The organism is Streptomyces sp. NPDC111628 (assembly GCF_055635195.1).
On sequence record NZ_JBVKBZ010000007.1, the window covers coordinates 1 to 26,771 of the forward strand.

At 71.6% G+C, this 26,771-nt stretch carries 25 protein-coding genes and 1 pseudogene; 12 read left to right on the top strand and 14 right to left on the bottom strand.

Annotation, left to right across the window (positions count from 1 at the left end):
- Nucleotides 1–353: 353 nt before the first annotated feature.
- The gene (locus ACZ7MF_RS32575) at nucleotides 354–995 is read right to left on the bottom strand and encodes a DNA-3-methyladenine glycosylase (protein WP_471481869.1); all 642 of its coding nucleotides are present in this window, start codon (nucleotides 993–995) and stop codon (nucleotides 354–356) included.
- Between the two features lie 146 nt (nucleotides 996–1,141).
- Here ACZ7MF_RS32575 and ACZ7MF_RS32580 point away from each other — a divergent pair, with 146 nt between their 5' ends.
- The 3 genes from ACZ7MF_RS32580 (at nucleotide 1,142) to ACZ7MF_RS32590 (ending at nucleotide 3,177) form a co-directional block, all read left to right on the top strand.
- Nucleotides 1,142–1,924: a sporulation protein gene (locus ACZ7MF_RS32580; protein ID WP_471481870.1), complete on the top strand. Its 783-nt coding sequence runs from the start codon at nucleotides 1,142–1,144 to the stop codon at nucleotides 1,922–1,924.
- Nucleotides 1,925–1,974: 50 nt separating this feature from the next.
- Entirely contained in the window at nucleotides 1,975–2,514 is a 540-nt protein-coding gene (locus ACZ7MF_RS32585; RefSeq protein WP_471481871.1) for a YbhB/YbcL family Raf kinase inhibitor-like protein, read from the top strand.
- Nucleotides 2,515–2,670: 156 nt separating this feature from the next.
- Complete coding sequence (locus ACZ7MF_RS32590; protein WP_007388340.1) at nucleotides 2,671–3,177, top strand: HNH endonuclease; 507 nt, start codon at nucleotides 2,671–2,673, stop codon at nucleotides 3,175–3,177.
- 143 nt (nucleotides 3,178–3,320) lie between these two features.
- Here the strand turns inward: ACZ7MF_RS32590 and ACZ7MF_RS32595 are convergent, their stop codons facing one another.
- From ACZ7MF_RS32595 to ACZ7MF_RS32605, 3 genes and pseudogenes are all read right to left on the bottom strand, one after another.
- The gene (locus ACZ7MF_RS32595; RefSeq protein ID WP_356861453.1) at nucleotides 3,321–4,274 is read right to left on the bottom strand and encodes an SPFH domain-containing protein; all 954 of its coding nucleotides are present in this window, start codon (nucleotides 4,272–4,274) and stop codon (nucleotides 3,321–3,323) included.
- Nucleotides 4,275–4,451: 177 nt separating this feature from the next.
- Nucleotides 4,452–4,883: an NfeD family protein gene (locus ACZ7MF_RS32600; protein WP_164270377.1), complete on the bottom strand. Its 432-nt coding sequence runs from the start codon at nucleotides 4,881–4,883 to the stop codon at nucleotides 4,452–4,454.
- A 321-nt stretch (nucleotides 4,884–5,204) separates the two neighbouring features.
- A pseudogene (locus ACZ7MF_RS32605) lies at nucleotides 5,205–5,735 on the bottom strand (ABC transporter ATP-binding protein); the annotation flags it as partial.
- A 153-nt stretch (nucleotides 5,736–5,888) separates the two neighbouring features.
- Between ACZ7MF_RS32605 and ACZ7MF_RS32610 the strand changes: the two are divergent.
- Nucleotides 5,889–6,671 (top strand): hypothetical protein, encoded by a 783-nt coding sequence (locus ACZ7MF_RS32610; RefSeq protein ID WP_471481872.1) that lies wholly within the window; start codon nucleotides 5,889–5,891, stop codon nucleotides 6,669–6,671.
- Between the two features lie 170 nt (nucleotides 6,672–6,841).
- On the opposite strand, the gene chpE is transcribed toward ACZ7MF_RS32610, so the two are convergent.
- The 3 genes from chpE to ACZ7MF_RS32625 all read right to left on the bottom strand — a co-directional run bounded on the left by chpE (nucleotide 6,842) and on the right by ACZ7MF_RS32625 (nucleotide 9,072).
- The gene (gene chpE, locus ACZ7MF_RS32615; protein ID WP_356861459.1) at nucleotides 6,842–7,090 is read right to left on the bottom strand and encodes a chaplin ChpE; all 249 of its coding nucleotides are present in this window, start codon (nucleotides 7,088–7,090) and stop codon (nucleotides 6,842–6,844) included.
- Between the two features lie 169 nt (nucleotides 7,091–7,259).
- A complete protein-coding gene (locus tag ACZ7MF_RS32620; RefSeq protein ID WP_003977021.1) occupies nucleotides 7,260–7,901 on the bottom strand; it encodes a response regulator in 642 nt (213 codons plus the stop codon).
- Nucleotides 7,894–9,072 (bottom strand): GAF domain-containing sensor histidine kinase, encoded by a 1,179-nt coding sequence (locus tag ACZ7MF_RS32625; RefSeq protein ID WP_471481873.1) that lies wholly within the window; start codon nucleotides 9,070–9,072, stop codon nucleotides 7,894–7,896. The genes ACZ7MF_RS32620 and ACZ7MF_RS32625 overlap by 8 nt, the downstream gene beginning before the upstream one ends.
- A gap of 218 nt (nucleotides 9,073–9,290) precedes the next feature.
- On the opposite strand from ACZ7MF_RS32625, the gene ACZ7MF_RS32630 reads away from it, so the two are divergent.
- The 3 genes from ACZ7MF_RS32630 to ACZ7MF_RS32640 all read left to right on the top strand — a co-directional run bounded on the left by ACZ7MF_RS32630 (nucleotide 9,291) and on the right by ACZ7MF_RS32640 (nucleotide 12,168).
- Nucleotides 9,291–9,986 (top strand): SDR family NAD(P)-dependent oxidoreductase, encoded by a 696-nt coding sequence (locus tag ACZ7MF_RS32630; RefSeq protein ID WP_471481874.1) that lies wholly within the window; start codon nucleotides 9,291–9,293, stop codon nucleotides 9,984–9,986.
- Entirely contained in the window at nucleotides 9,986–11,095 is a 1,110-nt protein-coding gene (locus ACZ7MF_RS32635) for an S-adenosylmethionine:tRNA ribosyltransferase-isomerase (protein WP_471481875.1), read from the top strand. The genes ACZ7MF_RS32630 and ACZ7MF_RS32635 overlap by 1 nt, the downstream gene beginning before the upstream one ends.
- A 353-nt stretch (nucleotides 11,096–11,448) precedes the next feature.
- Complete coding sequence (locus tag ACZ7MF_RS32640; protein ID WP_471481876.1) at nucleotides 11,449–12,168, top strand: transglycosylase SLT domain-containing protein; 720 nt, start codon at nucleotides 11,449–11,451, stop codon at nucleotides 12,166–12,168.
- 125 nt (nucleotides 12,169–12,293) lie between these two features.
- Here the strand turns inward: ACZ7MF_RS32640 and ACZ7MF_RS32645 are convergent, their stop codons facing one another.
- A complete protein-coding gene (locus ACZ7MF_RS32645) occupies nucleotides 12,294–14,903 on the bottom strand; it encodes an ABC transporter ATP-binding protein/permease (RefSeq protein ID WP_471481877.1) in 2,610 nt (869 codons plus the stop codon).
- A 239-nt stretch (nucleotides 14,904–15,142) separates the two neighbouring features.
- On the opposite strand from ACZ7MF_RS32645, the gene ACZ7MF_RS32650 reads away from it, so the two are divergent.
- Together ACZ7MF_RS32650 and serB are read left to right on the top strand one after the other, a co-directional pair.
- Complete coding sequence (locus tag ACZ7MF_RS32650) at nucleotides 15,143–17,119, top strand: streptophobe family protein (RefSeq protein WP_471481878.1); 1,977 nt, start codon at nucleotides 15,143–15,145, stop codon at nucleotides 17,117–17,119.
- Between the two features lie 111 nt (nucleotides 17,120–17,230).
- A complete protein-coding gene (serB, locus tag ACZ7MF_RS32655) occupies nucleotides 17,231–18,475 on the top strand; it encodes a phosphoserine phosphatase SerB (protein WP_356861475.1) in 1,245 nt (414 codons plus the stop codon).
- An 85-nt stretch (nucleotides 18,476–18,560) separates the two neighbouring features.
- Here the strand turns inward: serB and ACZ7MF_RS32660 are convergent, their stop codons facing one another.
- The 4 genes from ACZ7MF_RS32660 to ACZ7MF_RS32675 form a co-directional block, all read right to left on the bottom strand.
- Entirely contained in the window at nucleotides 18,561–19,079 is a 519-nt protein-coding gene (locus tag ACZ7MF_RS32660) for a SixA phosphatase family protein (RefSeq protein ID WP_159330301.1), read from the bottom strand.
- 92 nt (nucleotides 19,080–19,171) lie between these two features.
- Nucleotides 19,172–19,378 (bottom strand): hypothetical protein, encoded by a 207-nt coding sequence (locus ACZ7MF_RS32665; RefSeq protein WP_471481879.1) that lies wholly within the window; start codon nucleotides 19,376–19,378, stop codon nucleotides 19,172–19,174.
- A gap of 183 nt (nucleotides 19,379–19,561) precedes the next feature.
- On the bottom strand, nucleotides 19,562–19,678 hold the full coding sequence (locus ACZ7MF_RS32670) for an SGM_5486 family transporter-associated protein (RefSeq protein WP_356861481.1): 117 nt from the start codon (nucleotides 19,676–19,678) through the stop codon (nucleotides 19,562–19,564).
- 95 nt (nucleotides 19,679–19,773) lie between these two features.
- Nucleotides 19,774–21,165, bottom strand: a complete 1,392-nt coding sequence (locus ACZ7MF_RS32675) for a CynX/NimT family MFS transporter (protein ID WP_471481880.1) — start codon at nucleotides 21,163–21,165, stop codon at nucleotides 19,774–19,776.
- A 58-nt stretch (nucleotides 21,166–21,223) separates the two neighbouring features.
- Here ACZ7MF_RS32675 and ACZ7MF_RS32680 point away from each other — a divergent pair, with 58 nt between their 5' ends.
- Nucleotides 21,224–21,916 (top strand): FadR/GntR family transcriptional regulator, encoded by a 693-nt coding sequence (locus tag ACZ7MF_RS32680; RefSeq protein WP_471481881.1) that lies wholly within the window; start codon nucleotides 21,224–21,226, stop codon nucleotides 21,914–21,916.
- Nucleotides 21,917–22,063: 147 nt separating this feature from the next.
- On the opposite strand, the gene fabI is transcribed toward ACZ7MF_RS32680, so the two are convergent.
- Together fabI and fabG are read right to left on the bottom strand one after the other, a co-directional pair.
- Nucleotides 22,064–22,831 (bottom strand): enoyl-ACP reductase FabI, encoded by a 768-nt coding sequence (fabI, locus tag ACZ7MF_RS32685; protein ID WP_388513927.1) that lies wholly within the window; start codon nucleotides 22,829–22,831, stop codon nucleotides 22,064–22,066.
- Between the two features lie 5 nt (nucleotides 22,832–22,836).
- Nucleotides 22,837–23,541: a 3-oxoacyl-[acyl-carrier-protein] reductase gene (gene fabG / locus ACZ7MF_RS32690; protein WP_115741432.1), complete on the bottom strand. Its 705-nt coding sequence runs from the start codon at nucleotides 23,539–23,541 to the stop codon at nucleotides 22,837–22,839.
- Nucleotides 23,542–23,817: 276 nt separating this feature from the next.
- Between fabG and ACZ7MF_RS32695 the strand changes: the two genes are divergently transcribed.
- Nucleotides 23,818–25,341, top strand: coding sequence for a TldD/PmbA family protein (locus ACZ7MF_RS32695; protein ID WP_471481882.1), 1,524 nt, complete (start codon nucleotides 23,818–23,820; stop codon nucleotides 25,339–25,341).
- On the top strand, nucleotides 25,338–26,732 hold the full coding sequence (locus tag ACZ7MF_RS32700) for a metallopeptidase TldD-related protein (RefSeq protein ID WP_471481883.1): 1,395 nt from the start codon (nucleotides 25,338–25,340) through the stop codon (nucleotides 26,730–26,732). Before ACZ7MF_RS32695 ends, ACZ7MF_RS32700 begins: the two co-directional genes overlap by 4 nt.
- The last annotated feature ends 39 nt before the right edge of the window (nucleotides 26,733–26,771 follow it).

The window sequence follows — 26,771 nt, forward strand, 5'->3', positions numbered from 1 at the left end:
CTCAAGGAACGGACGCTTCCTTTGTACTCACCCTCTCGGGCTTTCCTCCGGGCGCTTCCCTTCGGTCTTGCGTTTCCGACTCTATCAGATCCTTTTCGATCCGATTCCCTGTCGGCGGGATTTGTCGATGCCTTCGCGCTTTCGCTCGTCGGCCTTTCGACATTCACTACGTTAGCCGATCTCTCCGTGGACTCATAATCGAGTCCCGCGAGTTGAATTCAGGCATGCGGACATGCCGAATTCGCTCCCGCTGAGGGAAGTCGTAAGTAGTGGGTTGGCCGCTTCCGGCTGCAGGCGATTGCCGTACCCGGGTCAAGCGGCTCGGGCTACGTTACGCGTCTCCCAAAGGAGAGTCAACTTCGGCGCTTCCTCGGGACATGGGCCCGATACGGGCTGACCGTCGGGTCGTCGGCGACCCAGTAGCGCCAGGGGTGCACGCCGCCTTCGCCGGCCACACCGGTACGGGGCCCGTTCCGTACCTGCTCACCGGGTACGGGGGTACCCGTCAGGATGCGCAGAGGCGTCTCTTGGGACGTGCACGCGTCCGTGCCGTTCAACGCGCGGTCCACGCCCAGGGCGGTGGCGAGACGGGCCGGGCCTTTGGCCAGTTCCTTGTCATTGCGGGCGGAGAGCCGACGGGTCCGGGCCAGCTCGGCCCCCTCGATGATCTCGCCGGCACGGAGCAGAACCGCGCTCGACCTGCCCTCTGGACCGCACACCAGGTTCATGCAGAACCACATGCCGTAGGTGAAGTAGACGTACACATGTCCGGGAGGACCGAACATCACCTCGTTGCGAGGGGTGCGACCGCGGTAGGCGTGGGAGCCGGGGTCGTTCTGACCGTCGTAGGCCTCCACCTCCGTCAGGCGGAGGGCGATCGGACCGTCCGGGGTGGTGCGCACCAGGATGCGGCCCAGGAGGTCGGGGGCCACCTCGAGGACGGGGCGGTCGAAGAATTCCCTGGGCAGGGGCGTACGGTCGGGGCTCGCGATCATGCCGTCCGAGCGTAACGCAGCCGGGACCGTGCGCGGGGTGGTCAGGGAGCGTCCGCCTTGCCAGGGTGTGGGGCGCGGAACCGGCCACGGTCGGATCGCGTTTGTATGGGTCGAGGATCCACACGTAAGCCTGGAGAGGGAGAGACATGGCGTTCAAGAAGCTGCTCGCGAGCCTGGGGGCCGGCGGGGCTTCCGTCGAGACCGTGCTGAGCGAGGGCAACGTCGTCCCGGGGGGTGTCGTCCAGGGCGAGGTGCGGATCCAGGGAGGGTCCGTCGACCAGGAGATCGAGGGGCTGTCGGTCGGGCTCCAGGCCAAGGTCGAGGTGGAGAGCGGCGACCAGGAGTACAAGCAGGACATCGAGTTCACCAAGGTGCGCCTCGGTGGTGCCTTCGAGCTGAAGGCCGGAGTGGTGCACGCGGTGCCCTTCGGGCTCGAGATCCCGTGGGAGACGCCGATCACCATGATCGACGGGCAGTCGCTGCGCGGGATGAACATCGGCGTCACCACGGAGCTGGAGATCGCGCGCGCCGTGGACTCCGGTGACCTGGACGCCATCAACGTGCATCCGCTGCCGGCGCAGAAGGCGATCCTGGACGCGTTCATCGGCCTGGGCTTCCGCTTCAAGAGCGCGGACATGGAGCGGGGCCACATCCGGGGTACGCGGCAGCAGCTGCCCTTCTACCAGGAGATCGAGTTCTTCCCGCCGCAGCAGTACCGCGGGCTGAACCAGGTCGAGCTGAGCTTCGTGGCCGACGCGCAGGCGATGGACGTCGTGCTGGAGATGGACAAGAAGCCCGGACTGTTCAGCGAGGGCAGCGACACGTTCCGCTCCTTCAAGGTCGGGCTGAACGACTACCAGGGCACCGACTGGACGGCGTACCTCAACCAGTGGCTCTCCGAGGTCGGCAGCAAGCGCAACTGGTTCTAGAAGATCTAGGCTCGGTCATCTCTGCACCAGACCATTCAGGAGGTACCGAGGTGACCGAGCTGAAGCGGCGTCCGCTCCCCCATGACTTCCACCCGCCCGTCCCGTCGTTCACCGTCACGAGTGAGGACGTGCAGGAGGGCGGGACGCTCAAGGACGCTCAGGTCCACGCGGCCGGGAACACCTCGCCGCAGCTGCGGTGGGAAGGTTTCCCGGCCGAGACCAAGAGCTTCGCCGTGACGTGCTACGACCCGGACGCCCCGACGGGCAGCGGGTTCTGGCACTGGGTGGTGTTCGACATCCCGGCCTCGGTGACCGAGCTGCCGGCGGGGGCGGGCAGTGGCACGTTCGAGGGGCTGCCGCCGGGTGCCGTACAGGCGCGCAACGACTACGGCAGCAAGGACTTCGGCGGGGCCGCGCCGCCGCCCGGGGACGGCCCGCACCGGTATGTGTTCACGGTGTACGCCGTGGACCAGGAGAAGCTCGGACCGGACGCGGACGGCACCCCCGCCTTCGTCGGCTTCAATCTGCGGTTCCACACGATCGCGCGCGCCCACCTGATCGGTGAGTACGAGGTGCCCGCCGACAGCTGACCCAGCTGAGCGTTCATGGAACGTTTGCCCGCCCCTGGTCTTGGAATGGATCAGGGGCGGGCATCTTTATATTGCGTTGTCCATCTCGGCGTGCCCGGCCAGAGTTGATCCCAGCCCGCCAGGGGGTGGGCCGGTGCGCACGGGAGGTGGGCTGGTATGCGGGACACGCTGGTGCTGAACGCGAGCTTCGAGCCGTTGTCGACGGTGACGTTGAATCGAGCCGTCGTTCTGGTGCTCCAGGACAAGGCCGTCGTCGAGCAGGCCCACCCCTCGCTGCGCATGCGCGGAGCCGCGCTCGACATACCCGCGCCGCGGGTGATCAGGCTGTGCCAGTACGTGCGGGTGCCGTTCCGAAGACGGGCTCCGTGGTCGAGGCGGGGGGTGCTGGTCCGGGACCGGCACCGGTGCGCGTACTGCGGGCGGCGGGCGACGACCGTCGACCACGTGGTGCCGCGGTCGCACGGGGGTCAGGACACCTGGCTGAACACGGTGGCCTCGTGTGCGGAGGACAATCACCGCAAGGCGAACCGGACGCCGGAGCAGGCGGGGATGCCGTTGCTTCGGGAGCCGTTCGAGCCGACTCCCGCCGATGCGATGTTGCTGGCGCTGGCTCGGGACGACTTCGCTGCGCTGCCGGAGTGGTTGGTTCTGGACGCTGCGTGACGGCTGGGCCGTCGGGGCCTGGGTTTTCTGCCCCGAGTGCGGGCCGTTCGTGGCTGGTCGCGCCCACGCGGCGGAGCCGCACATCGACACAGCCCCGCGCCCCTTAAGGGGCGCGTCAGTCGCCCGGCATCCAGTGAGTGCCGTCAGTCGATCGTCGGCTTCTCTCGGCGTTCCTGGGCCGGGACGCTCGCGCCGCCGTTGCCGCTGCCCGAACCGCCGCCCAGGCCGCCGAGGTTGCCCATGGCGCCGGAGAGGCCCTTGAGGGCGTCGCCGATTTCGCTGGGGACGATCCAGAGTTTGTTGGCGTCGCCCTCCGCGATCTTCGGGAGCATCTGGAGGTACTGGTAGGAGAGCAGCTTCTGGTCCGGGTCGCCGGCGTGAATGGCCTCGAAGACCGTGCGGACGGCCTGGGCCTCGCCCTCCGCGCGCAGGGCGGCGGCCTTGGCCTCACCTTCGGCGCGCAGGATCTGGGACTGCTTCTCGCCCTCGGCGCGCAGGATCTCGGACTGCCGGACACCTTCGGCCTGGAGGATCGCGGCGCGCTTGTCACGGTCGGCGCGCATCTGCTTCTCCATCGAGTCCTGGATGGAGGTGGGCGGTTCGATGGCCTTGAGTTCGACGCGGTTGACGCGGATGCCCCACTTGCCGGTGGCCTCGTCGAGGACGCCGCGCAGGGCCGCGTTGATCTCCTCGCGGGAGGTCAGGGTCCGTTCCAGGTCCATGCCACCGATGATGTTGCGCAAGGTGGTGACGGTGAGCTGCTCGATGGCCTGGATGTAGCTGGCGACCTCGTAGGTCGCGGCGCGGGCGTCGGTCACCTGGTAGTAGATGACGGTGTCGATGTTGACGACCAGGTTGTCCTGGGTGATGACCGGCTGCGGCGGGAAGGGGACGACCTGTTCGCGCAGGTCGATGCGGTTGCGGATGGTGTCGATGAACGGGACCACGATGTTGAGGCCCGCGTTGAGGGTTCGCGTGTAGCGGCCGAAGCGCTCGACGATGGCGGCGCTGGCCTGCGGGATGACCTGGATGGTTTTGATCAGGGCGATGAAGACCAACACCACCAGGATGATCAGGACGATGATGACCGGTTCCATCGTGGGTGTCCGTCCCCTTCTCCGCCTCGGCGCTCCGGCAGATCCTATTGACCAGATCCGTTGACCTGGCTGACCCTGACTACTGCTGATCTTACGACTGTTGAGGATCTTGCTGGTCGAGTCTGACAGACCGTCGCGCGACGCGGAGGCCGTTCGGGCCACTTGTGCACGGCGGGGTCACATGATGACGGCCGTGGCCCCGTCGATCTCCACCACGTCCACTTCCTCGCCCGGCTCGAAGGCGCGCCCGGTGTCCAGGGCGCGTGCCGACCAGACCTCCCCGGCGAGTTTGATCCGGCCGCCGGCACCGTCGACCCGCTCCAGGACGACGGCCTGTCTGCCCTTCAGGGCGTCCACTCCCGTGGCCAGTTGGGGCTGTTGGGAGCGGTGCCGGGCGGCGATGGGCCGCACGACGGCGATGAGGGCGACCGAGACGATGACGAAGACGAGTACCTGGACGACGAGGTCCGCGCCCAGTCCGGAGGCGACGGCGGCGGCGACCGCGCCGACGGCGAACATCCCGAACTCCGGCATCGCGGTCACGACTAGCGGAATCCCGAGCGCTGCCGCGGCGACGAGCCACCACACCCATGCGTCGATGTCGTTCACGCTGTCATGGTAGATCCGACGGGGACGCCGGGGACAGGGCGCACGTGGGGCGGGTCAGGACAGCGGAAGCCCCTTGGCGGTCCACCGCTCCCCGGCCTGCTCGACGACGAGCGGGAGTCCGAAGCAGAGGGACAGGTTGCGGGAGGTGAGTTCGAGCTCGAGTGGTCCGGCGGCCAGGACCTTGCCCTGACGGATCATCAGGACGTGGGTGAAGCCCGGCGCGATCTCCTCCACGTGGTGGGTCACCATGATCATGGAGGGCGCGATGGGGTCGCGGGCCAGTCGGCCGAGACGGCGGACGAGGTCCTCGCGGCCGCCGAGGTCGAGGCCGGCGGCGGGCTCGTCGAGGAGGAGCAGCTCGGGGTCGGTCATCAGGGCGCGGGCGATCAGGGTGCGCTTGCGCTCGCCCTCGGAGAGGGTGCCGAACCTGCGGTCCAGGTACTCGGTCATGCCGAGGCGGTCGAGGAAGGCGCGGGCGCGCTGCTCGTCGATGTCCTCGTACTCCTCCTGCCAGCCGGCGGTCATGCCGTACGCGGCGGTGAGCACGGTCTGCAGGACGGTCTGGCGCTTGGGCAGCTTGTCGGCCATGGCGATGCCGGCGACGCCGATGCGCGGGCGCAGTTCGAAGACGTCGGTGCCGGGCTTGCCGAGGGTCTCGCCGAGGATGGTGGCGGTGCCGCTGCTCGGGTAGAGGTAGCTGGACGCGACATTGAGGAGGGTGGTCTTGCCGGCGCCGTTGGGACCGAGGATGACCCAGCGCTCGCCCTCCTTGACCGACCAGGAGACCTGGTCCACCAGAGCCCGGCCCTCGCGGACCACGGTTACGTCCTGAAGCTCCAGAACATCGCTCATGAGCGCGTTGTCTCCCCTTGCATTGTGGCCGGTCTCGGCTGTCGCGTACACCTGTGACTCGGGCCGCGGCGCCGGTGGGCGCAGGCCCCTCCAGGAAATCTACGCCACCGGTCGGCGTAACCGTTCCATCGGTCCGGTCCTTAGGGTGGGGGCATGCTCTCGGAACCACGCGCAGGGCGCCTTGCCGCCTGGGGAAATGCCCTTATTGCCCATATGGTCTCGCCGGACGACGCCGCGGTCGCGATCGTGGGCGAGGACGCGGTGCACCGGGTGGAGGGGCTGCCGGGTGAAGACGCGCCGGTCGGTCTCACGCTGGCGCTGGGGCGGCTGCGGGCGCTCGGGGCGGCCGGGCTGCGGGTCGCGCTGCCCGCGCCGGGGCATCCGCTGGGGCTGAGCGGGCCGCCGGAGTTCAACGCGCGGGCGTTGGAGGCCGAGGAGGCGGTGATCTGTGAGGGGGCCGCGCTGGGGCTGGTGCCGGAGGTGTACGAGGCGGGGCCCGAGGGGGACGTGCACGTCGAGGTCGTCTGGCACTGCCTGCCGGTGCGGGAGGCGCCGCCGGCGGACGTGCCCTCGCTCGGGGAGGCTGAGCGGGAGTTGGCGGAGGCGCTGCGGGACGCCACGGAGGTGCTGACGCGGCTGGATGTCGCCGGGTCGGGGCCGGTGGCGGAGGCGGCGGTCGCTGCTTACCGGGCGCGGGCGGAGCGGGGGCGCGAGGTGCTGGCGCCGGGGTATCCGCCGCGGGCGGTGCGGGTGCTGGAGTTGGCGCAGCGGGTGGGGGTGCTGGTGTCGCTGGCGTCCGAGAACGGGCACGGGGGTGCGGTGAGCGCGTCCGAGATGGCGGCGCGGGGGGATGCGCTCAGGCCGGTGGAGCGGGTGGCTCGGCGGGCGCAGGTCGCGGCGTACAACTCCGTTGTGGTGGAGCGGGGGATGCGGTGACCCTTTCTCCGGCCTGTGCTCCGTGCTGGTGTGACCGTCCCGGGGGCTGCGCCCCCGGACCCCCGCTTTCGGCCTGAACGGCCTCGTCCTCAATCGCCGGACGGGCTGTGTCATGCCGATGCGGCCTCCCAGTGGTCCCGGGAGGCCGCAGGCATCGTTTGCGACCGACGTCAGTGGTTGACGCCCAGGTTGCCGAAGGCCGGGTTCAGGAGGCCGATGACGTTGACGCTGTTGCCTACGGCGTTGACCGGGATGTGGATCGGCGCCTGGACCAGGTTGCCGGAGGCGACGCCCGGGGAGCCGACGGCCTTGCCGTGGGCGTGGGCGCCGCCGTCGGTGGCGGAGGCCATGCCCGCGCCGGCGGCGATCAGGCTGCCGGTCACCATCGTCACGGCCGCTGCCTTCTTCAGGTTCTTCACTTACAAGCCCTCCTTGCGATCGCCGCGGCAGTCGCCGCAGCACGCACTGGAGAACGGCCGGGCCCCTCGAAGGATGCGCCATATGGGGGACATTCCCACGACGGTATGAATCTCCGACCGGAGGGGAACCCTCCGCCGCCGTGCCGCGTACCGGGGCAGTCGGTCGCGGTCAGCCGGCCACACCGTGGCGCACGGCCCACAGGGCGGCCTGGGTGCGGTCCGCGAGGTCGAGTTTCATCAGGATGTTCGAGACGTGGGTCTTCACCGTCTTCTCGGAGAGGACGAGCGCACGCGCGATCTCCCGGTTGGAGCGGCCGTCCGCTATCAGGCCCAGCACCTCGCGCTCCCGCTCCGTGAGGGAGCCCGCCCTGCCCGGCCCCGAGCTGCTCTCCTCCTGGCTCAGGAGGGCGCCCGCGACCTCGGGCTGGAGCAGGATGTGCCCGGCGTGGACGGAGCGGATGGCGCCGGCCAGCGCGTCGGGGTCGACGTCCTTGTACACGTACCCGGCGGCTCCCGCCCGCAGGGCCGGGACCACGGTGCGCTGCTCGGTGAAGCTGGTGACGACCAGCACGCGCGCGTGGTTGTCCAGCTCCCGGAGCCTGCGCAGCGCGTCGACGCCGTCCATGCCCGGCATCTTGACGTCCATGAGGATCACGTCGGGCTTCAGCTCCTGGGCGCGGTCGACGCCCTCGGCGCCGTCCGCCGCCTCGCCGACCACCTCGATGTCGTCCTGTACCTCCAGGAAGGTGCGCAGTCCCCGGCGGACCACCTGGTGGTCGTCGACGAGCAGCACCTTGATCACGTCAGCCACCGGGAACCTCCATCTCGATCGTGGTGCCCTCGCCGGGCGCGGACCGCACGGTGAGCCGGCCGCCGGTGCCGCTGGCCCGGTCACGCATCGAGACCAGGCCGAGGTGGCGTCCGGCGCGGCGTACCGTGCGCGGGTCGAAGCCGCCGCCGTCGTCGGTGACGCGCAGGACGGTTCCGGTGCCCCGCCGGTGCAGGGTCACCTCGACCTGTTCGGCCCCGGAGTGGCGCAGTGCGTTGTGCAGTGCCTCCTGGGCCACGCGCAGCATGGCCTCCTCCTGGGCGGCCGGCAGGGCTTTGACGCCGTGGCCGGTGAAGGTGACGCGGGCGGCGTGGGCCCGGTCGAGGACCTGGATCTGGGTGCGCAGGGTGGCGACCAGGCCGTCCTCCTCCAGGGCGGCGGGGCGCAGCTCGACGACGGCGGCGCGCAGCTCGTCGGCGGCCTCGGCGGCCAGGGTGGCGACCTGGTGCAGCTCGTCCTTGGCGCGCGCGGGGTCGCGGTCGACCAGGGCGGTGGCTGCCTGGGCGGTCAGGCGCAGGGAGAAGAGCTTCTGGCTGACCGCGTCGTGCAGTTCGTGGGCGAGGCGGGAGCGTTCCTCGGCGATGGTCAGCTCACGGCTGCGCTCGTACAGGCGCGCGTTGGTGAGGGCGATCGCGGCGTGCTGGGCGAGGATGCCGAGCAGTTCCTCGTCGTCCTGGGTGAAGCCGCAGGTGCCTTCCGGCTTCGGACACGGGGGGTGTGGGGGGTCTCCCCCCACAGGGCGCAGCTTGTTGGCCAGGAACAGGGCACCGATGACCTCGTCGCCGTCGCGGATCGGCAGGCCGAGGAAGTCGACCAGGTCGGGGTGGGCGGAGGGCCAGCCGCCGAAGCGGGGGTCCTTGCGGACGTCGCCGAGACGTTCGGGGGTGGCCTCGTGGAGCATCGCGGCGAGGATGCCGTGCTGGCGCGGCAGCGGGCCGATGGCCTTCCACTGCTCGTCGCTGACGCCGTCGACCACGAACTGGGCGAAGCCGCCGTGGTCGTCGGGGACGCCGAGGGCTGCGTACTGGGCGTCGAGCAGCTCGCGGGCCGAGGCGACGATCGTCTTGAGGACGTCGCGCACCTCGAGATGCCTGCTCATGGCCAGCAGCGCGGAACTCACCGCGGTGAGGCCGGACCGGGGGCCGTGGCTCATGTCCTCACGGTACCCGCGGCGGGTGGGGGTGGGATCGGCCCGGTGACGGGCCTCGCCTAGGGCGGTGGGACTAGGTCCGGAGTCCCGTCCGTCGGGCCTAGGCCGAAGGGCCCCTGGACGTTGCGGCCCGTGCCCGAGGCGGGGGGCGGCGGCCGGTTCCTACGTTGAGGATCCCGCCGGCCGAACGGACGGCGGGAACGACGAAGGGGACGGGTGTCATGCCGGTTGCGATCATCACGGGGGCGTCCAAGGGGCTGGGCCGGGCACTCGCCGAGGCCCTGGCGGCACGGGGGTGGGACCTGGTGCTGGACGCCAGGAGTCCCGAGGTTCTCAAGGAGACGGCGAGGGGGCTGGAGGTGTACGGCACGCGCGTGGCTGCGCTGCCCGGCGACGTCAGCGACTCCTGGCACCGGACGGGGCTGGTGACGGAGGCCCGGCGGCTGGGCGGCGTGGATCTGCTGGTCAGCAACGCGAGCGCGCTGGGTGCCGAGCCGCTGGTGCGGCTGGCGGAGCTGCCCCTGGAAGGGCTACGGCGTGCCCTGGAGGTGAACGTGGTGGCCGCGCTGGGCCTCATCCGTGAGGCGCTGCCGCTGCTGCGGGCGGCCCCCGCGGGCGCGGTCGTCACGATCAGCTCGGACGCGGCCGCCGAGGCGTACGAGACGTGGGGCGGCTACGGGGCGTCCAAGGCGGCCCTGGACCAGCTGGCGGCGGTGCTGGGGGCCGAGGAGCCGGGGCTGCGGGTCTGGGCGGTGGATCCGGGGGACATGGCCACGGATCTGTACGCGGCCGCCGTGCCGGACGACGAGGACCCGCGGCCGGATCCGGCGAGTGTCGTGCCGGGGCTGCTGCGGCTGCTGGACGAGCGTCCGGCGAGCGGGCGCTACGGGGCTCCGGCGCTGCTGGAGGCGCGGTGATGTCGCCCCTGGCGGTGCGGGTACCGGAGGAGCTGTCGGCCCGGGTGCCGGTCGAGCAGCGGGGGACGGGGCTCGACCGGGACGGCGTACGGCTGCTGGTGTCGCGGGGCACGGAGGTGTCGCACCACGGGTTCGCGGAGCTGCCGGGTCTGCTGCGGGCCGGTGATCTGCTGGTGGTGAACACGTCGCCCACGCTGGCCGCCGCGGTGGACGGCCGGGTCGGGCACGCGCGCGTGGTGGTGCACTTCTCCACGCGCGCGGACGACGGCCGGTGGGCGGTGGAGCTGCGGGAACCGGACGGGAGGGGCACCACGCGCGCGCGTGCGGAAGCAGCGGAGGTGACGGGCGTCCCGCGCGCGCGTGCGGAGGGTGTGGAGGCACGCGGGTGCGGTGGCCCGGCGGGGACGAAGGTGCGCCTGCCGGGTGGTGCGCGACTGGTGCTGGAGGAGCCGCTGAGTGCGCGCGGGGAGCGGTTGTGGTGGGCGCGGGTGTCGGGGACGGAGGTGCCCGCGCTGCTGCGGGAGCACGGGCGGCCCATTCGGTACTCCTACACGGAGCGGGACCAGCCGCTGTCCGTCTACCAGACGGTGTTCGCGCTGCCGTACGCGGACGGGACGGGCAGTGCGGAGATGCCGAGCGCGGCGCGGCCCTTCACGGCGCGGCTGGTGGCGGAGCTGGTGAGCCGCGGGGTTCAGTTCGCGCCGGTGACGCTGCACACGGGGGTGGCCTCGGCCGAGTCGCACGAGCCGCCCTATCCGGAGCGGTTCGCCGTGTCTCGGGCGTCGGCACGGCTGATCAACGCCGTGCGCGCCGGTGACGGGCGGGTGGTGGCGGTGGGGACGACGGCCGTGCGCGCGGTGGAGTCGGCGGCCGGGGCCGACGGAGTCGTACGGGCGCGGGCCGGGTGGACCGATCTGGTGGTGACGCCGGAGCGCGGGGTGCGGGTGGTGGACGGCCTGCTGACGGGGTTGCACGAGCCCGAGGCCTCGCACCTGCTGATGCTGGAGGCGGTGGCCGGGCGGGCGGCGATCGACCGCGGGTACGAGGCGGCGGTGCGGCGGCGCTACCTGTGGCACGAGTTCGGGGACGCCCATCTCCTCCTGCCGTAGGAGGGCGGCGCACACCCACTCACACATCGCATTGCTTCAGCAACTAACAGTGAGAAAAGTGGGGGGTCGATGTGAGCCCGAGCATAGGGCGCACGTCACGTACGAAGGGGAGTAGGAGAACGACTCGTCCGTTTTGAGCGGGGCAGATGGTCCAGTCTGCCCCGCTTTGCCGTTCCCTGATCCACTACCCGGCTTCGTACGTCACACCTTTGCCTCCGGATTTTGCGGCCGCTAACAATTGCTCTCGTCGCTCAGCGCCGTGGGTTCTCCCCCGCGGCGTTTGTGCCGGAAGCACCAACTGTCCCCGCCGGACGAGAGCGACCTCCGCGCTATTCGAAGAGGTCTATCCCGCCATGCTCAAGAACATCCTTCCCCGTGGTCGCAGTCGTTCCCTGAACCGCACCCAGAAGGCCGCGATCGCCGGTGTCGGCGCGCTCGGCGCCGCCGCCGTCGCCCTCACCGCCGTCCCGGCCAGCGGCCAGACGACGACCACGAGCGAGGCCGCTCCGACGGCCAAGGTGGCGTACAGCACCAAGCAGATCCAGGACGTGCACGCCGGTGTCACCGGCCAGCTCGCCGGCGCGAGCCAGAAGGTCGCCGCCATCGAGGCCAAGAAGGAGGCGGCCGCCAAGAAGACGACCGCCGAGAAGAAGGCAGCTGCCAAGAAGGCCGCCGCCAAGCGTGAGGCGAAGGAGAGCACCAGCCGCTCCGCCCAGCGCACCGAGGTCAAGAAGGCCGCGCCGAAGTCCTACCCGAACAACCTCGACGGCTGGATCCGCGAGGCCCGGGCCATCATGAAGAAGCACGGCATCCCCGGAACCTACGAGGGCATCCACCGCAACATCATGCGGGAGTCCTCCGGCAACCCGAAGGCCATCAACGACTGGGACATCAACGCCATCAACGGCATCCCGTCGAAGGGCCTGCTCCAGGTCATCCCGCCGACGTTCGCGGCCTACCACGTCGCCGGCACCTCGAAGAACATCTACGACCCGGTCGCCAACATCGTCGCCGCGTGCAACTACGCCGCGGACAAGTACGGCACCATGGACAACGTCGACAGCGCGTACTGAGGTCGGCGCGGACCTCTTCACGACGTCGCCGACGCCGCACCGTACGCCGAAGGGCGGCACCCTCCTGACGGGGTGCCGCCCTTCGGGGCGTGCGGGCCGGGCCTGCGGGCCCGCCGGACCTCGGCCTACTTGCGCATGACCTCGGGTTCGTGCCGGCGCAGGAAGCGGGCGACGAAGAAGCCGCAGATCACGCCGAGGACGATCAGCGCGGCCATGTCCATGCCCCAGGCGCCCACGGTGTGCTCCCACAGCGGGTCGGCCTCGGCGCCCTTCTCGGGCGGGCTGATCTTGTTGAAGTCCAGCGTGGCACCGGCCGCGGCGACCGCCCAGCGCGAGGGCATCAGGTACGAGAACTGGTTGACGCCGACCGCGCCGTTCAGGGCGAAGAGGCAGCCGGTGAAGACGACCTGGATGATCGCGAACATCACCAGCAGCGGCATGGTCTTCTCGGCGGTCTTCACCAGCGAGGAGATGACCAGGCCGAACATCATCGAGGTGAAGCCGAGGGCCATGATCGGCAGGGACAGCTCGACGAGTGTCATCCCCCCGAGGACCAGCCCCTCCTTCGGGATCTCGCGGTTGACGAAGCCGATCACGCCGACCAGCAGGCCCTGGAACACCGTGATCACGCCGAGCACGAAGACCTTGGACATCAGGTACGCGGACCGGGACAGGCCCGTCGCGCGTTCCCGCTCGTAGATCACCCGTTCCTTGATCAGCTCACGGACCGAGTTCGCGGCACCGGCGAAGCAGGCGCCGACCGCGAGGATCAGCAGGACCGTGGTGGCGGTGCCGTTCGGGATGATCCGGCCGGTCTGCGGGTTCGCGGGGTTGGGCAGCAGGCCCTTGTCCGCGTCGATGAGCAGGCTCACCGCGCCCAGCACGGCCGGCAGGATCACCATCAGGGCCAGGAAGCCCTTGTCGGAGGCGATCACCGACGTGTAACGCCGCACCAGCGTGACGAACTGCGACATCCAGCCCTGCGGCTTCGGCGGCCGCATCGCCTGCATGGGCGGCACCTGTACGGACTGCGGTGCGACGGCGTCGAGGTCCGCGGCGTACATCTGGTAGTGCTGCGAGCCCTTCCAGCGGCCCGCCCAGTCGTAGTCGCGGTAGTTCTCGAAGGCGGAGAAGACGTCGGCCCAGGTGTCGTAGCCGAAGAAGTTCAGCGCCTCCTCGGGCGGGCCGAAGTAGGCCACGGAACCGCCCGGCGCCATCACAAGGAGCTTGTCGCAGGTCGCCAGCTCGGCCACCGAGTGGGTGACGACGAGGACGGTACGGCCGTCGTCGGCGAGACCGCGCAGCAGCTGCATGACGTCACGGTCCATGCCCGGGTCGAGACCGGAGGTCGGCTCGTCCAGGAAGATCAGCGACGGCTTGGTGAGCAGCTCCAGGGCGACGGAGACGCGCTTGCGCTGACCGCCGGACAGGGACGTGACCTTCTTGTCCTTGTGGATGTCGAGCTTGAGCTCGCGCAGCACCTCGTCTATGCGGGCGTCACGCTCGGCGCCCGTGGTGTCGGCCGGGAAGCGCAGCTTCGCCGCGTACTTCAGGGCCTTCTTGACGGTCAGCTCCTTGTGCAGGATGTCGTCCTGCGGGACCAGACCGATGCGCTGTCGCAGCTCGGCGAACTGCTTGTACAGGTTCCGGTTGTCGTAGAGGACCTCGCCCTGGTCGGCGGGCCGGTAGCCGGTCAGCGCCTTGAGCAGGGTCGACTTGCCGGATCCGGACGGGCCGATGACCGCGATCAGCGACTTCTCCGGCACGCCGAAGGAGACGTCCTTGAGGATCTGCTTGCCGCCGTCGACCGTGACGGTCAGGTGCCGGGCGGAGAAGGAGACCTCACCGGTGTCGACGAACTCCTCGAGCCGGTCGCCGACGATCTGGAACGTCGAGTGACCGACGCCGACGATGTCGGTCGGGCCGAGCAGTTGGGAGCCGCCCTTGGCGATCGGCTGACCGTTGACGTACGTGCCGTTGTGCGAGCCGAGGTCGCGGATCTCCATGCGCCCGTCGGGCGTCGAGTGGAACTCCGCGTGGTTGCGGGAGACCTGGAGGTCCGAGACGACCAGGTCGTTCTCCAGGGCACGGCCGATGCGCATGACGCGGCCGAGCGAGAACTGGTGGAACGTGGTCGGGCTGCGGTCCCCGTGGACCGGTGGCGCCCCCGCCGCGCCGCCTGGTCCCTGCTGCTGGGGGAAGTGCGGCGCGGCCTGCTGCGGCTGCGGCGCTACCTGCTGCGGCGGCTGTTGCTGCTGCCAGCCGGCCTGCTGGGCCTGGTGCTGCTGCCCGTGCTGCGGTGCCTGCTGCGGCGGCGCCTGCTGCTGGAACGGCTCCTGCGCGGGCGGCGCCTGCTGGGCCCAGCCCGCGTTGGCTCCCTGCGCGGCGTACGGCTGCTGCTGTTGGTGTTGCGGCTGGGCCTGCGGCGCGCCGGCCGGGGCCTGTGCGCCGGTCAGGCTCACGCGTGGCCCGTCGGTCGCGTTGCCCAGGTTCAGCACCGAGCCGGCGCCGAGCTCCATCTGCTGGACCCGCTGCCCGTGCACGAACGTGCCGTTGGTGCTGCCGTGGTCCTCGACCACCCAACCGCGGCCGTTGAAACTGATCGTGGCATGCCGCCAGGAGACCCTGGCGTCGTCGAAAACAAGCTCCCCCTGCGGATCGCGTCCTAGCGCGTATGACCGGGACGGATCGAGCGTCCAGGTCCGTCCATTGGATTCCAGTACGAGTTCCGGCACTCCAGCCCCACTGAGTTGTCCCCCGATGTGCTCCCGTCGCGGGGAGTCTAGGGATGTCGAACATCGGGGGGAACTATTTCAGGCTCGGGGCCCTGACCGAAAGTCGGGCCTTGTGAAAAGTACGTAGGCACCCATCGGCCGTTCCCGTTGACGGGGTTGAAACCTGCCCGGAGAGTGGTATTCCACGCGAGGGGGACATGCGCGGCAACCTGACCGCGCAGCGGATCGGGGGGTCTGCCATGAGCGCGTCCACGAGCGTCGGAACCGAGGGCTGCGGCACCCGTGTGCCGTGGGGCGACGTACTGCTGTCCGCGATCGCCTCCGTGAGCTGGGCGTTGATCGGCATGGCGGGAACGGCGGCGCTCGGCCTGCATCTGCTGGACGCGGACGCGGCGGGCTCGCTCGGGCCGATGACCGCGGCGGTCGTGGCGCTCGGGGCGGGTGGTTCGGTCACACCGGCCGGTGATGTGTCCGCGTTCGGTCTGAAAGGGGCCGAGGCGCACACTGCCATCGAGATCACGCCACTGGGGGTGGGCCTGGTCGGTGCGCTGTTCCTGTCGTTCTTCTTCCTGCGGTCCCTGCGGGCGGCCGGAGTCGTCGTCTCTCCCGCCGAACTCCTGGCGCGCGCGGGCGCGGTGGTCGCGTTGTTCGTGGCGATGACGGGTGGCCTGGCCTGGGCGGGGCACGACGTCGTGACGATCGACGGCACCTCGCTCGGGCTCGACGGCCTGCCCGGCGGGGGCGGGAGCGGCGGGCTGGAGATTCCGGGGCTGGGTGACGTCGGCGACATCGGCGGGCTGCTGCCCGACCGGGTCGGTGACCTCGTGGATGCCCGGGCCGCCGTCGGGTTCACCGTCGACGCCGCGCCGACGTTGCTGGGCGGTCTTGTCTGGTCCGCGGGGGTGCTGCTGATCGCGTTGCTGGCCTCGCGCCGCACTCCCCTGCCGCGCGGCTGCGAGGCCGTGCACCGGGTGGTGCGGCCGGCCGTGTCCGCCCTGGTCACGGTGGCGCTGACGGCGGTGGCGGCCGGTCTCGCGGCGGCGGCGTACGCGGCGACCGGCGACGACCACCCCCGGCGGATCGCGGGGGCCGCGCTGCTGGGCGCGCCGAACGGCGTCTGGCTCGGCGTCCCGCTCGGCCTGTTCGTGCCGTGGGACGGGCGGGCCACCGGTCAGCTGGTCGGGGTGCTCCCGGCTCCCCTCGACGACCTGCTCGGCTCCGGCACCGAAACGCCGGTCACGCTGGGACGGCTGGCGGAGCTGGACGGGCGGATGTGGCTGCTGGGGGTGGCCGCGGCACTGATGATGCTGCTGGCCGGGGTGCTGACTGCGGTGCGGACGCCGATGGGGCCCGGTGCCGCACGTCCCCTCGCCTTCGCCGGGCGCTGTGCGCTGCGGCTGGGCGTCGCCACCGCGGTGACGCTGCCGCTGTCGGCCCGGCTGACGGAGGTCTCCGTGGACGCCTCCCTGTCGGTGCTCGGCATCGACGCCTTCGGCGCGGGCATCGACCTGCACGGACACCTCGGTGCGGCCCTGCTGCTGGGTGCCGTCTGGGGCGCGGGTGCGGGTGCCGCGGGGGCGCTGCTGGCGTGCGCGAGCGGGGCGGCGGGGGCCCGGGCGACGGGCTTGGCACTCAGTGCCGGGGCGGGGCGGGAGGGCGGCGGCGCGGGGGACGGGGCGTATGCGGGCCCGGCCTCGGGGCCGTACCGGCCGGGTACGCCGCACCGGCCGCCCGCCCCGGACGCCAATCCCTACCTGCGGTCACGGGAGGGGGCGGGACGGCCGGGGTCCGGCACGGCACCGGGAACGGGCGGACCCGAAGACGCCCGCCCGGCGGGGTCGGCCCCGCCACCGCGCGACGCCGGGTCCCCGCCGGGGCCCGGGCATACGGCGCCCGGCGCACAGCCGCCCGGCGGCACGGGGCGGGGGCAGGCGGACCCGGCGCGGCGGGGAGGCGGCGGCGCGGGCCGTCGGAGCGGTGGCCCCGGACAGTACGGCGACGAGGCGGGCCGGGAGGACGGCGGGACGGATCGCCGGTCCGACGGCGACGTGTACGGCGCCCCCACGGTGGCCGGGCCGCTGGGTCCGCCCCCGGGGACGCCGCGCCGGCCGCCGGGGCCGGGAGAACGGCCCCCGCGGCCCCGGCCCTGGGGCGAGGGCCCTCCTCCCCCGCCGCCCCCGCCACCCGCACCGCCACGGCGCCCCCGCGACGGCTAGCACCGGTCTGCCCCGCTCCGGCGCCGCCCAGGGGGGAAGGAGCGCCGTTGCTGTCCGCCAGTCGGACCTGAGGCGCGGGCGGCACGGGGTGCCGGATACGGTTGGAGCACCATGAGCGCTTCGCAGACCTCTGACGTTCCCACTCTCCTCGTCAAGATCTTCGGCAAGGACCGGCCCGGCATCACGGCCGGCCTGTTCGACACTCTCGCCGCGTACTCGGTCGATGTCGTCGACATCGAGCAGGTCGTCACCCGTGGCCGGATCGTGCTGTGCGCGCTCGTGACCGAGCCGCCCCGTGGTCTGGAGGGCGATCTGCGGGCGACCGTCCACAGCTGGGCGGAGTCGCTGAAGCTGCAGGCGGAGATCATCTCCGGCATCGGCGACAACCGGCCGCGCGGGTTCGGCCGCTCCCTGGTCACGGTGCTCGGACACCCGCTCACCGCGGAGGCGACCGCCGCCATAGCGGCCCGGATCACCGAGTCCGGGAGCAACATCGACCGTATCTTCCGGCTGGCCAAGTACCCGGTGACCGCCGTCGAGTTCGCGGTCTCCGGCGTGGAGACCGAACCGCTGCGCACGGCGCTGGCCACCGAGGCCGCGGCGCTCGGGGTGGACATCGCGGTCGTCGCGGCGGGGCTGCACCGCCGGGCGCAGCGCCTGGTCGTGATGGACGTGGACTCCACGCTGATCCAGGACGAGGTCATCGAGCTGTTCGCCGCGCACGCCGGCTGCGAGGACGAGGTCGCCGAGGTGACGGCGGCCGCGATGCGCGGGGAGCTGGACTTCGAGCAGTCGTTGCACGCCCGCGTGGCCCTGCTGGCGGGGCTTGACGCCTCGGTGGTGGACAAGGTGCGTGCCGAGGTGCGGCTGACGCCGGGTGCCCGCACCCTGATCCGCACGCTGAAGCGGCTCGGCTACCAGGTGGGCGTCGTCTCCGGCGGCTTCACCCAGGTCACCGACGCCTTGCAGGAGCAGCTGGGGCTGGACTTCGCGCAGGCCAACACGCTGGAGATCGTCGACGGCAGGCTGACCGGGCGGGTCACGGGGGAGATCGTGGACCGGGCGGGCAAGGCGCGGCTGCTGCGCCGGTTCGCCGCCGCGGCGGGCGTACCGCTGTCGCAGACCGTGGCGATCGGTGACGGTGCCAACGACCTGGACATGCTGAACGCGGCCGGACTCGGGGTCGCCTTCAACGCCAAGCCGGTGGTGCGCGAGGCGGCGCACACCGCGGTGAACGTGCCGTTCCTCGACACGGTGCTCTATCTGCTGGGCATCACCCGCGAGGAGGTCGAGGCCGCGGACACGCTGGCCGACGATCTCGGCGACGGCCTCGGCCTGCCCGCCGAGCGGCTCTGAGCCGGCGGAGGAACTCGGGGACGCCCGGCACGACGAGGGCCCGGACCGCGAGGGTGCCGGGCCCTTGTTGCGTGGGGGCGGTGGGTCAGTCGGTCGGTGCCCAGTAGTCGACCAGGGCGGCCCGGCCGGGTTCCACGTCCTTCCAGGAGCCCGTGAAGGTGAGGACGGCGAAGGCGGCGGTCGGGAAGCCCCGGCGGTTGATCCGCTCGCGGACCTCGTCCTCGGCCGAGCCGGCCAGGATCTCGGTCAGCGCCTCCATGCCCGGGTTGTGGCCGATCACCAGCACGTTCCGCAGGTCGTCGGGGGTTTCGTTGAGCACGGCGATCAGCTCGCCGGGCGAGGCCTCGTAGATCCGCTCCTCGTAGACGGTCTTCGGCCGGTGCGGGAACTCCTGGACGGCGAGCTTCCAGGTTTCGCGGGTCCGGGCCGAGGTGGAGCACAGGGCCTGGTCGAAGGGCACGCCGGTATCCGCGAGCCGGCGCCCGGCCTCCGCGGCGTCCATGCGGCCCCGGTCGGCGAGCGGCCGCTCGTGGTCGGTCACCTGTGGCCAGTCGGCTTTCGCATGCCGGAAGAGAACAATCCTGCGGGGTTCTGCGACGCTCATGTCTTCCAGCTTCGCATGAAACAGGCCATGGGGCTCTGGGAGTTGACATGCGGACTCACCGCGGGACGCGTGCGGAAGCCCGAGGTGGGCGCTCAGCGCCCGGTCAGCTGCTCCAGCCGCTCCAGGAGGTGGGCCGTCGCGGGCTGCTCCGCGGCCGCGTGGGCGTCGGCGGGATTGAGTATCAGCAGGAGCAGCGCGCAGAAGGCGAGCACGGGCAGGGCGAGGGCCCACCAGGGCAGCCGGGTGTCGACGCCGCCCCGGGTCGACTGGGGAGGCCGGGTGTGGGTAGTGGCCGACATGATTGCCTCCGCTGGTCTTCGGGCGTCCCTGGTCCGTGCTCCGCGGCCCGCCTGTGGCGGGCACATCTCGAAGTTACGGAATCCGCGGGGCCCAACCCATCCGGAGGTCCACCCACTTGACCCTGACCCTCACCCCCTAAGGGATGGGGGGTTAACCCCACCACCGGGTCGCGGCGGGCGGGGTCACGGCGAGGCGATCGTCGCGATGATGCCGATGATCACGAAGATCGCGAGGAAGGCGCCGAAGACGAGCAGCATCTTCTTCTGGCCGTGCTGGGGATTCGGGTCGAGGACTGGCATACGGCAAGTCTCGCATCCCCCGCGCGGGCCACTCCCGGCGGGCCACCGACCGGGACCGGCGCGCCGCCCGACCGGTCAGCGCGCCGCCCGACCGGTCAGCGGGCCGCCTCGTCCTCCACCGTGCGGTTGCGCCCCGCCAGGACGCCCACCACGATCTGCGGCACCATCAGCGCGCTCATCAGCGCGATCGGCAGCCCCCAGCCGCCGCTGTGCTGGTAGAGCACGCCCACCAGGAGCGGACCGGGGATGGAGATCAGGTAGCCGGTGCTCTGCGCGAAGGCGGACAGCTGGGCGACGCCCGCCCCGGTCCTGGCCCGCATCCCGACCATGGTCAGCGCCAGCGGGAAGGCACAGTTGGAGACGCCGAGCAGCAGGGCCCAGGCCCAGGCGCCGCCGACCGGCGCGAAGTACAGACCGGCGTATCCGGCGAGCCCGCACACGCCCAGGACCACCACGATCGGGCCCTGGTGGGGCAGGCGGGTCGCCACGCGCGGGATGACGAAGGCGAGCGGCACGCCCATCACCATGATCACGGCGAGCAGCAGCCCGGCGGTACCGGCGGAGACGCCCGAGTCCCGGAAGATCTGCGCCATCCACCCCATCGTGATGTAGGCGGCGGTGGCCTGGAGACCGAAGAAGACGGCGAGCGCCCAGGCCGTGCGGCTGCGGGTGATCCGCAGCGGGGGCTGTTCCGCGGGCTTCCCGGCGGACCGCTCGCCCTCCGGGCGCGGCGTGGACGGCGCCGTGGAGGCCGGCGCCTTCCGGTTCCGCACGAAGGGGATCCACGGCAGGACGGCCAGCGCGGGCAGCACGGCCCAGACGGCGAGGCCGGGCTGCCAGTGACCGCCCAGCGCGTCGGTCAGGGGCACGGTCGCCGCCGCGGCGACGGAGGTGCCGAAGGCGAGGGCCATCGAGTAGAGGCCGGTCATGGAACCGACGCGGTCGGGGAAGTAGCGCTTGACGATGACCGGCATCAGGACGTTGCTGACCGCGATGCCCATCAGTGCCAGGGCGGTGGCGGCCAGGAAGCCGCCCGTGCCGCCGGCGTAGGGGCGGATCAGCAGGCCCGCGGTGATGGCGACCATGCCGGCGCAGACCACGGCGCCGGCCCCGAAGCGGCGGGCCAGCCGGGGGGCGGTGACGCCGAAGACGGCGAAACAGAGCGGGGGCACGGAGGTGAGCAGTCCGGCGACGCTGCCGCTCATGCCGAGCCCGTCGCGGACCTCCTCCAGGAGGGCGCCCAGGCTCGTGATGGCGGGGCGCAGGTTCACCGCGGCCAGGACGATGCCGAGGATGAGCAGACGGGTCGTCCAGGTCGTCCACGCGCGCGTGGCGGACGCCTCGCCGGGTACCTCGGACACGCCGCCGCCCCCGGCACGCCCCTGCGTGCGTGCCTCCGTACCCGTACCCGTACCCGTACCCGTGTCCGTGCGCGTCTGCGTACGTGTCTCCGTCCGGGTTTCGTCACTAGCCATGAGACCCATCATAGAATCATGGGATGATTGATTGTCCACTCGCTCGTCCCCATGTGTGCGAAGGTGAGCCATGCCGCTGAGCCATCCCCGTCGTTCGGCACTGTCCGAGCAGGTCATCGCGGCGCTGCGGCAGCAGATCGCCTCGGGCGAGTGGCCGGTCGGCTCCCGCATCCCCACCGAGCCCGAGCTGGTCGAGCAGCTCGGCGTCGCCCGGAACACGGTGCGTGAGGCGGTCCGCGCGCTGGCCCACAACGGTCTGCTGGACATCCGCCAGGGCTCGGGCACCTACGTCGTGGCGACCAGCGAGCTGGCCGGCGTGATGCAGCGCCGCTTCGCCGACGCCGACCCCCGGCACATCGCCGAGCTGCGTTCCACGCTGGAGTCCGCCGCCGCACGCCTGGCCGCCGAGCGGCGCACGGAGAAGGACCTCAAGCAGATCGACGGCCTGCTGCTGCGCCGGGAGGAGGCCTGGGAGTCGGGTGACGCGGAGGCGTTCGTGTCGGCGGACGCCACGTTCCACCTGGCGGTCGTGGCCGCCTCGCACAACAACGTGATGACGGCGATGTACGCGGACCTGGGCGAGGTGATGCGGGACTGGCTGCGCGGCGACGTGGGCGAGGGCATGTCCCCGGCCATGCACATGGATCACGCCCGGCTGGTGGACGCGATCCGCGCGGGCGACGCGGCGACGGCGGCCGAGGAGGCGGCGGCCTATCCCTTCGTGTGCCGACCGGCGCTGTTCGCTCCGCCCGCGGGCCGCTGACCCGCGCTCCGCTGCCGCCCCACTCCGCTGGCCCGCGCCACTCCGCCCGCGCTCCCTGTCGGCGCGCCGCTCCGGTGGCACACCTGCCGTCACGACACGGGGGCCCGCATCCCGTACGGGATGCGGGCCCTCGGGCGTGGCGTCCGCTCAGGCGCCGATGGCGTGCAGACCGCCGTCGACGTGGATGATCTCGCCCGTGGTCTTCGGGAACCAGTCGCTCAGCAGCGCGACGATGCCGCGGCCGGCCGGCTCCGGGTCCTTCAGGTCCCACTCCAGCGGGGAACGGCTGTCCCACACGGCGGCCAGGTCGCTGAACCCCGGGATGGACTTGGCGGCCATGGACCCGATCGGGCCCGCCGAGACCAGGTTGCAGCGGATGTTCTGCTTGCCGAGGTCACGGGCCATGTAGCGGCTGGTGGCCTCCAGCGCGGCCTTGGCCGGGCCCATCCAGTCGTACTGCGGCCAGGCGTACTGCGCGTCGAAGGTGAGGCCGACGACCGAGCCGCCGTTCTGCATCAGCGGCATGCAGGCCATGGTCAGCGACTTCAGGGAGTACGCCGAGACGTGCATGGCCGTGGCGACCGACTCGAACGGCGTGTTCAGGAAGTTGCCGCCGAGCGCGTCCTGCGGGGCGAACCCGATGGAGTGCACGACGCCGTCGAGGCCGCCCAGCTCCTCGCCGACGATGTCGGCGAGCCGGGCGAGGTGCTCGTCGTTGGTGACGTCCAGCTCGATGACCTTGGTGGGCTTGGGCAGCTTCTTGGCGATGCGCTCGGTCAGCGTGGGCCGCGGGAAGGCGGTCAGGATGATCTCGGCACCCTGCTCCTGGGCCAGCTTGGCGGCGTGGAAGGCGATGGACGACTCCATCAGCACACCGGTGATCAGGACGCGCTTGCCCTCGAGGATTCCGCTCATGGTGATCAGTGACCCATTCCCAGTCCGCCGTCAACGGGAATGACGGCTCCAGTGATGTACGAGGCGTCGTCCGAGGCGAGGAACCGCACCGTGGCGGCGATCTCCTCCGGCCGCGCGTACCGCCCCAGCGGCACCTGCGACACGATGTTCGCCCGCTGCTCGTCGGTGAGCACCTTGGTCATGTCGGTGTCGACGAAGCCGGGCGCGACGACGTTGAAGGTGATGTTGCGCGACCCCAGCTCACGGGCGAGGGAACGCGCGAAGCCGACCAGCCCGGCCTTGGAGGCGGCGTAGTTCGCCTGCCCCGCGGAGCCGAGCAGCCCGACCACCGACGAGATGAGGACGACGCGGCCCTTCTTGGCGCGCAGCATGGCGCGGTTGGCGCGCTTGACGACGCGGAAGGTGCCGGTGAGGTTGGTCTCGACGACGGAGGTGAAGTCCTCCTCCGACATGCGCATCAGGAGCTGGTCCTTGGTGACGCCGGCGTTGGCGACCAGGACCTCGACGGGACCGTGTGTCTCCTCGATCTCCTTGTAGGCCTGCTCCACCTGCTCGGTGTCGGTGATGTCGCACTTGACGGCCAGGAAGCCCTCCGGGGGCTCACCCGAGCGGTACGTGATCGCGACGTTGTCGCCGGCGTCGGCGAAGGCGCGGGCGATGGCGAGGCCGATGCCCCGGTTTCCTCCGGTGACGAGAACCGAGCGGCTCATCGGATCACCCTTTCGATAGCAGTCTGGCGCACCCGCCCGGTCACCCGTACGGCGGACGGCGACGGCAGGCGGCTTCCTCGAAAATCTATCGGTCCCCCGACTCCGTCAAAGACTCGGGCACCCACAGTGGCTTACGGGGCTGTCTGTCGGGTCCCTACAGAAAGGCACCGGGTACGGCGGGAAAGCTGTGGTCGCCGGACCGCCGACGCGACATGATGCGGCGCAGCCCCCGGTGTCGCGGCAGACGACCGGTCACGTCGACAGAAAGAGACGCAGGTGCCTCACAGCATCGACCAAGCCTTCACGGCACTCCCCCTACGCGCCCTCGCCGACGCCGCCCTGGCCCGTGCGCGTGCCCTCGGCGCCGAGCACGCCGACTTCCGCCTGGAGCGGGTGCGCAGCGCGTCCTGGCGGCTCAGGGACGCCCGGCCCGCCGGGTCCTCGGACACCACCGACCTCGGGTACGCGGTGCGGGTGGTGCACGGCGGCACGTGGGGCTTCGCGTCCGGCGTGGACCTGACCCTGGACGCGGCCGCCAAGGTCGCCTCGCAGGCGGTGGCGATGGCGAAACTGTCGGCGCAGGTGATCAGGGCGGCCGGGTCGGACGAGAGGGTCGAGCTGGCCGCCGAGCCCGTGCACGCCGACCAGACCTGGATCTCGGCGTACGAGATCGACCCCTTCGCCGTGCCGGACGCGGAGAAGTCGGCCCTGCTGGCCGACTGGAGCGCACGGCTGCTGGCGGCCGACGGGGTCGACCACGTGGACGCCTCGCTGCTCACCGTGCACGAGAACAAGTTCTACGCCGACACCGCCGGGACCGTGACCACTCAGCAGCGGGTGCGGCTGCACCCGGTGCTCACCGCCGTGTCGGTGGACGACTCCAGCGGCGAGTTCGACTCCATGCGCACGCTGGCGCCGCCGGCCGGGCGGGGCTGGGAGTACCTGACCGGGACCGGCTGGGACTGGGATTCCGAGCTGGCCGAGATTCCGGAGCTGCTCGCCGAGAAGATGCGCGCGCCGAGCGTCGAGGCGGGCCTGTACGACCTGGTCGTCGACCCGTCGAACCTGTGGCTGACCATCCACGAGTCCATCGGCCACGCCACCGAGCTGGACCGCGCCCTCGGTTACGAGGCCGCCTACGCCGGGACCTCCTTCGCCACCTTCGACCAGCTCGGCAAGCTGCGCTACGGCTCGGAGCTGATGAACGTCACCGGCGACCGCACCGCCGAGCACGGCCTGGCGACCGTCGGGTACGACGACGAGGGCGTCGCGGCCCAGTCCTGGGACCTGGTGAGGGACGGCACCCTGGTGGGGTACCAGCTGGACCGGCGGATCGCGCGGCTCACCGGGTTCGAGCGGTCCAACGGGTGCGCCTACGCCGACTCCCCCGCGCACGTGCCGGTGCAGCGCATGGCCAACGTGTCGCTGCGGCCGGATCCGGGCGGGCTGTCGACCGAGGACCTGATCGGGGGCGTCGACCGCGGGATCTACGTCGTCGGGGACCGGTCCTGGTCCATCGACATGCAGCGCTACAACTTCCAGTTCACCGGTCAGCGCTTCTTCCGGATCGAGAACGGGCGGCTCGCCGGGCAGCTGCGGGACGTGGCGTACCAGGCGACGACCACCGACTTCTGGGGGTCGATGGCGGCCGTCGGCGGCCCGCAGACGTACGTCCTGGGCGGCGCCTTCAACTGCGGCAAGGCCCAGCCGGGCCAGGTCGCGGCCGTCTCGCACGGCTGCCCGTCCGCCCTCTTCAAGGGAGTCAACATTCTGAACACCACCCAGGAGGCCGGTCGATGAGCGTCCGCAGCAGCAAGCCGCACGAGATCGTCGAGCGGGCGCTGGAGCTGTCCCGGGCCGACGGGTGCGTCGTCATCGCCGACGAGGAGTCCACCGCCAACCTGCGCTGGGCGGGCAACGCGCTCACCACCAACGGCGTCACGCGCGGGCGCACGCTGACGGTCGTCGCCACCGTGGACGGGCGGGAGGGCACGGCGTCCGGGGTCGTGTCGCGCTCGGCCGTGACCGTGGACGAGCTGGAGCCCCTGGTGCGGGCCGCCGAGGCCGCCGCGCGGGGGGCCGGTCCGGCGGAGGACGCGCAGCCGCTGGTTCCGGGCGGGCCGGGGTCACCGGACTTCGCCGACGCGCCCGCCGAGACCTCGTCGGCGGTGTTCGCCGACTTCGCTCCGGCGCTCGGGGAGGCGTTCGCCCGCGCGCGTGCGGGCGGCCGGGAGCTGTACGGGTTCGCGAACCACGAGCTGACCTCGACGTACGTCGGCACCTCGACGGGGCTCAGGCTGCGGCACGACCAGCCGAACGGGACGCTGGAGCTGAACGCCAAGTCGCCGGACCGTACCCGGTCGGCGTGGGCGGGACACGCCACGCGGGACTTCAAGGACGTCGACCCGGCGGCCCTCGATGCCGAGCTGGCCGTACGACTCGGCTGGGCCGAGCGCCGGGTGGAGCTGCCCGCGGGACGGTACGAGACGCTGCTGCCGCCCACCGCGGTCGCGGACCTGCTGATCTACCAGTACTGGTCGGCCTCCGGGCGGGACGCGGTCGAGGGGCGCACGGTGTTCTCCAAGCCCGGCGGCACCCGGGTCGGCGAGCGGCTGGGCACGCTGCCGCTGACGCTGCGCAGTGATCCGCACGAGCCGGGTCTGGAGAGCGCGCCGTTCGTGGTCGCGCACTCCTCGGGAGGCGACCAGTCGGTGTTCGACAACGGGCTGCCGGTGGCGGCGACCGACTGGATCCGGGACGGCGAGCTGCACCGGCTGACGACCACCCGGCACAGCGCCGGGCTGACCGGGCTGCCGGTGGCACCCGCGATCGGCAACCTGATCCTGGACGGCGGCGATCCCGACCGGTCCCTGGACGAGATGGTCGCGGGCACGGAGCGCGGGCTGCTGCTGACCTGCCTCTGGTACATCCGCGAGGTCGACCCGGCGACGCTGCTGCTGACCGGGCTGACCCGGGACGGCGTCTATCTCGTCGAGCACGGGGAGGTCGTCGGCGAGGTGAACAACTTCCGGTTCAACGAGTCGCCCGTGGGCCTGCTGGGGCGGGCCTCGGAGGCGGGGCGGACGGAGAAGACGCTGCCCAGGGAGTGGGGCGACTGGTTCACCAGGGCCGCGATGCCGGCGCTGCGGGTCCCCGATTTCAATATGAGCTCTGTCAGTCAGGGCGTATAACCTCGTACCTGATTTCGCGAGACCACTCAAGGAGACACG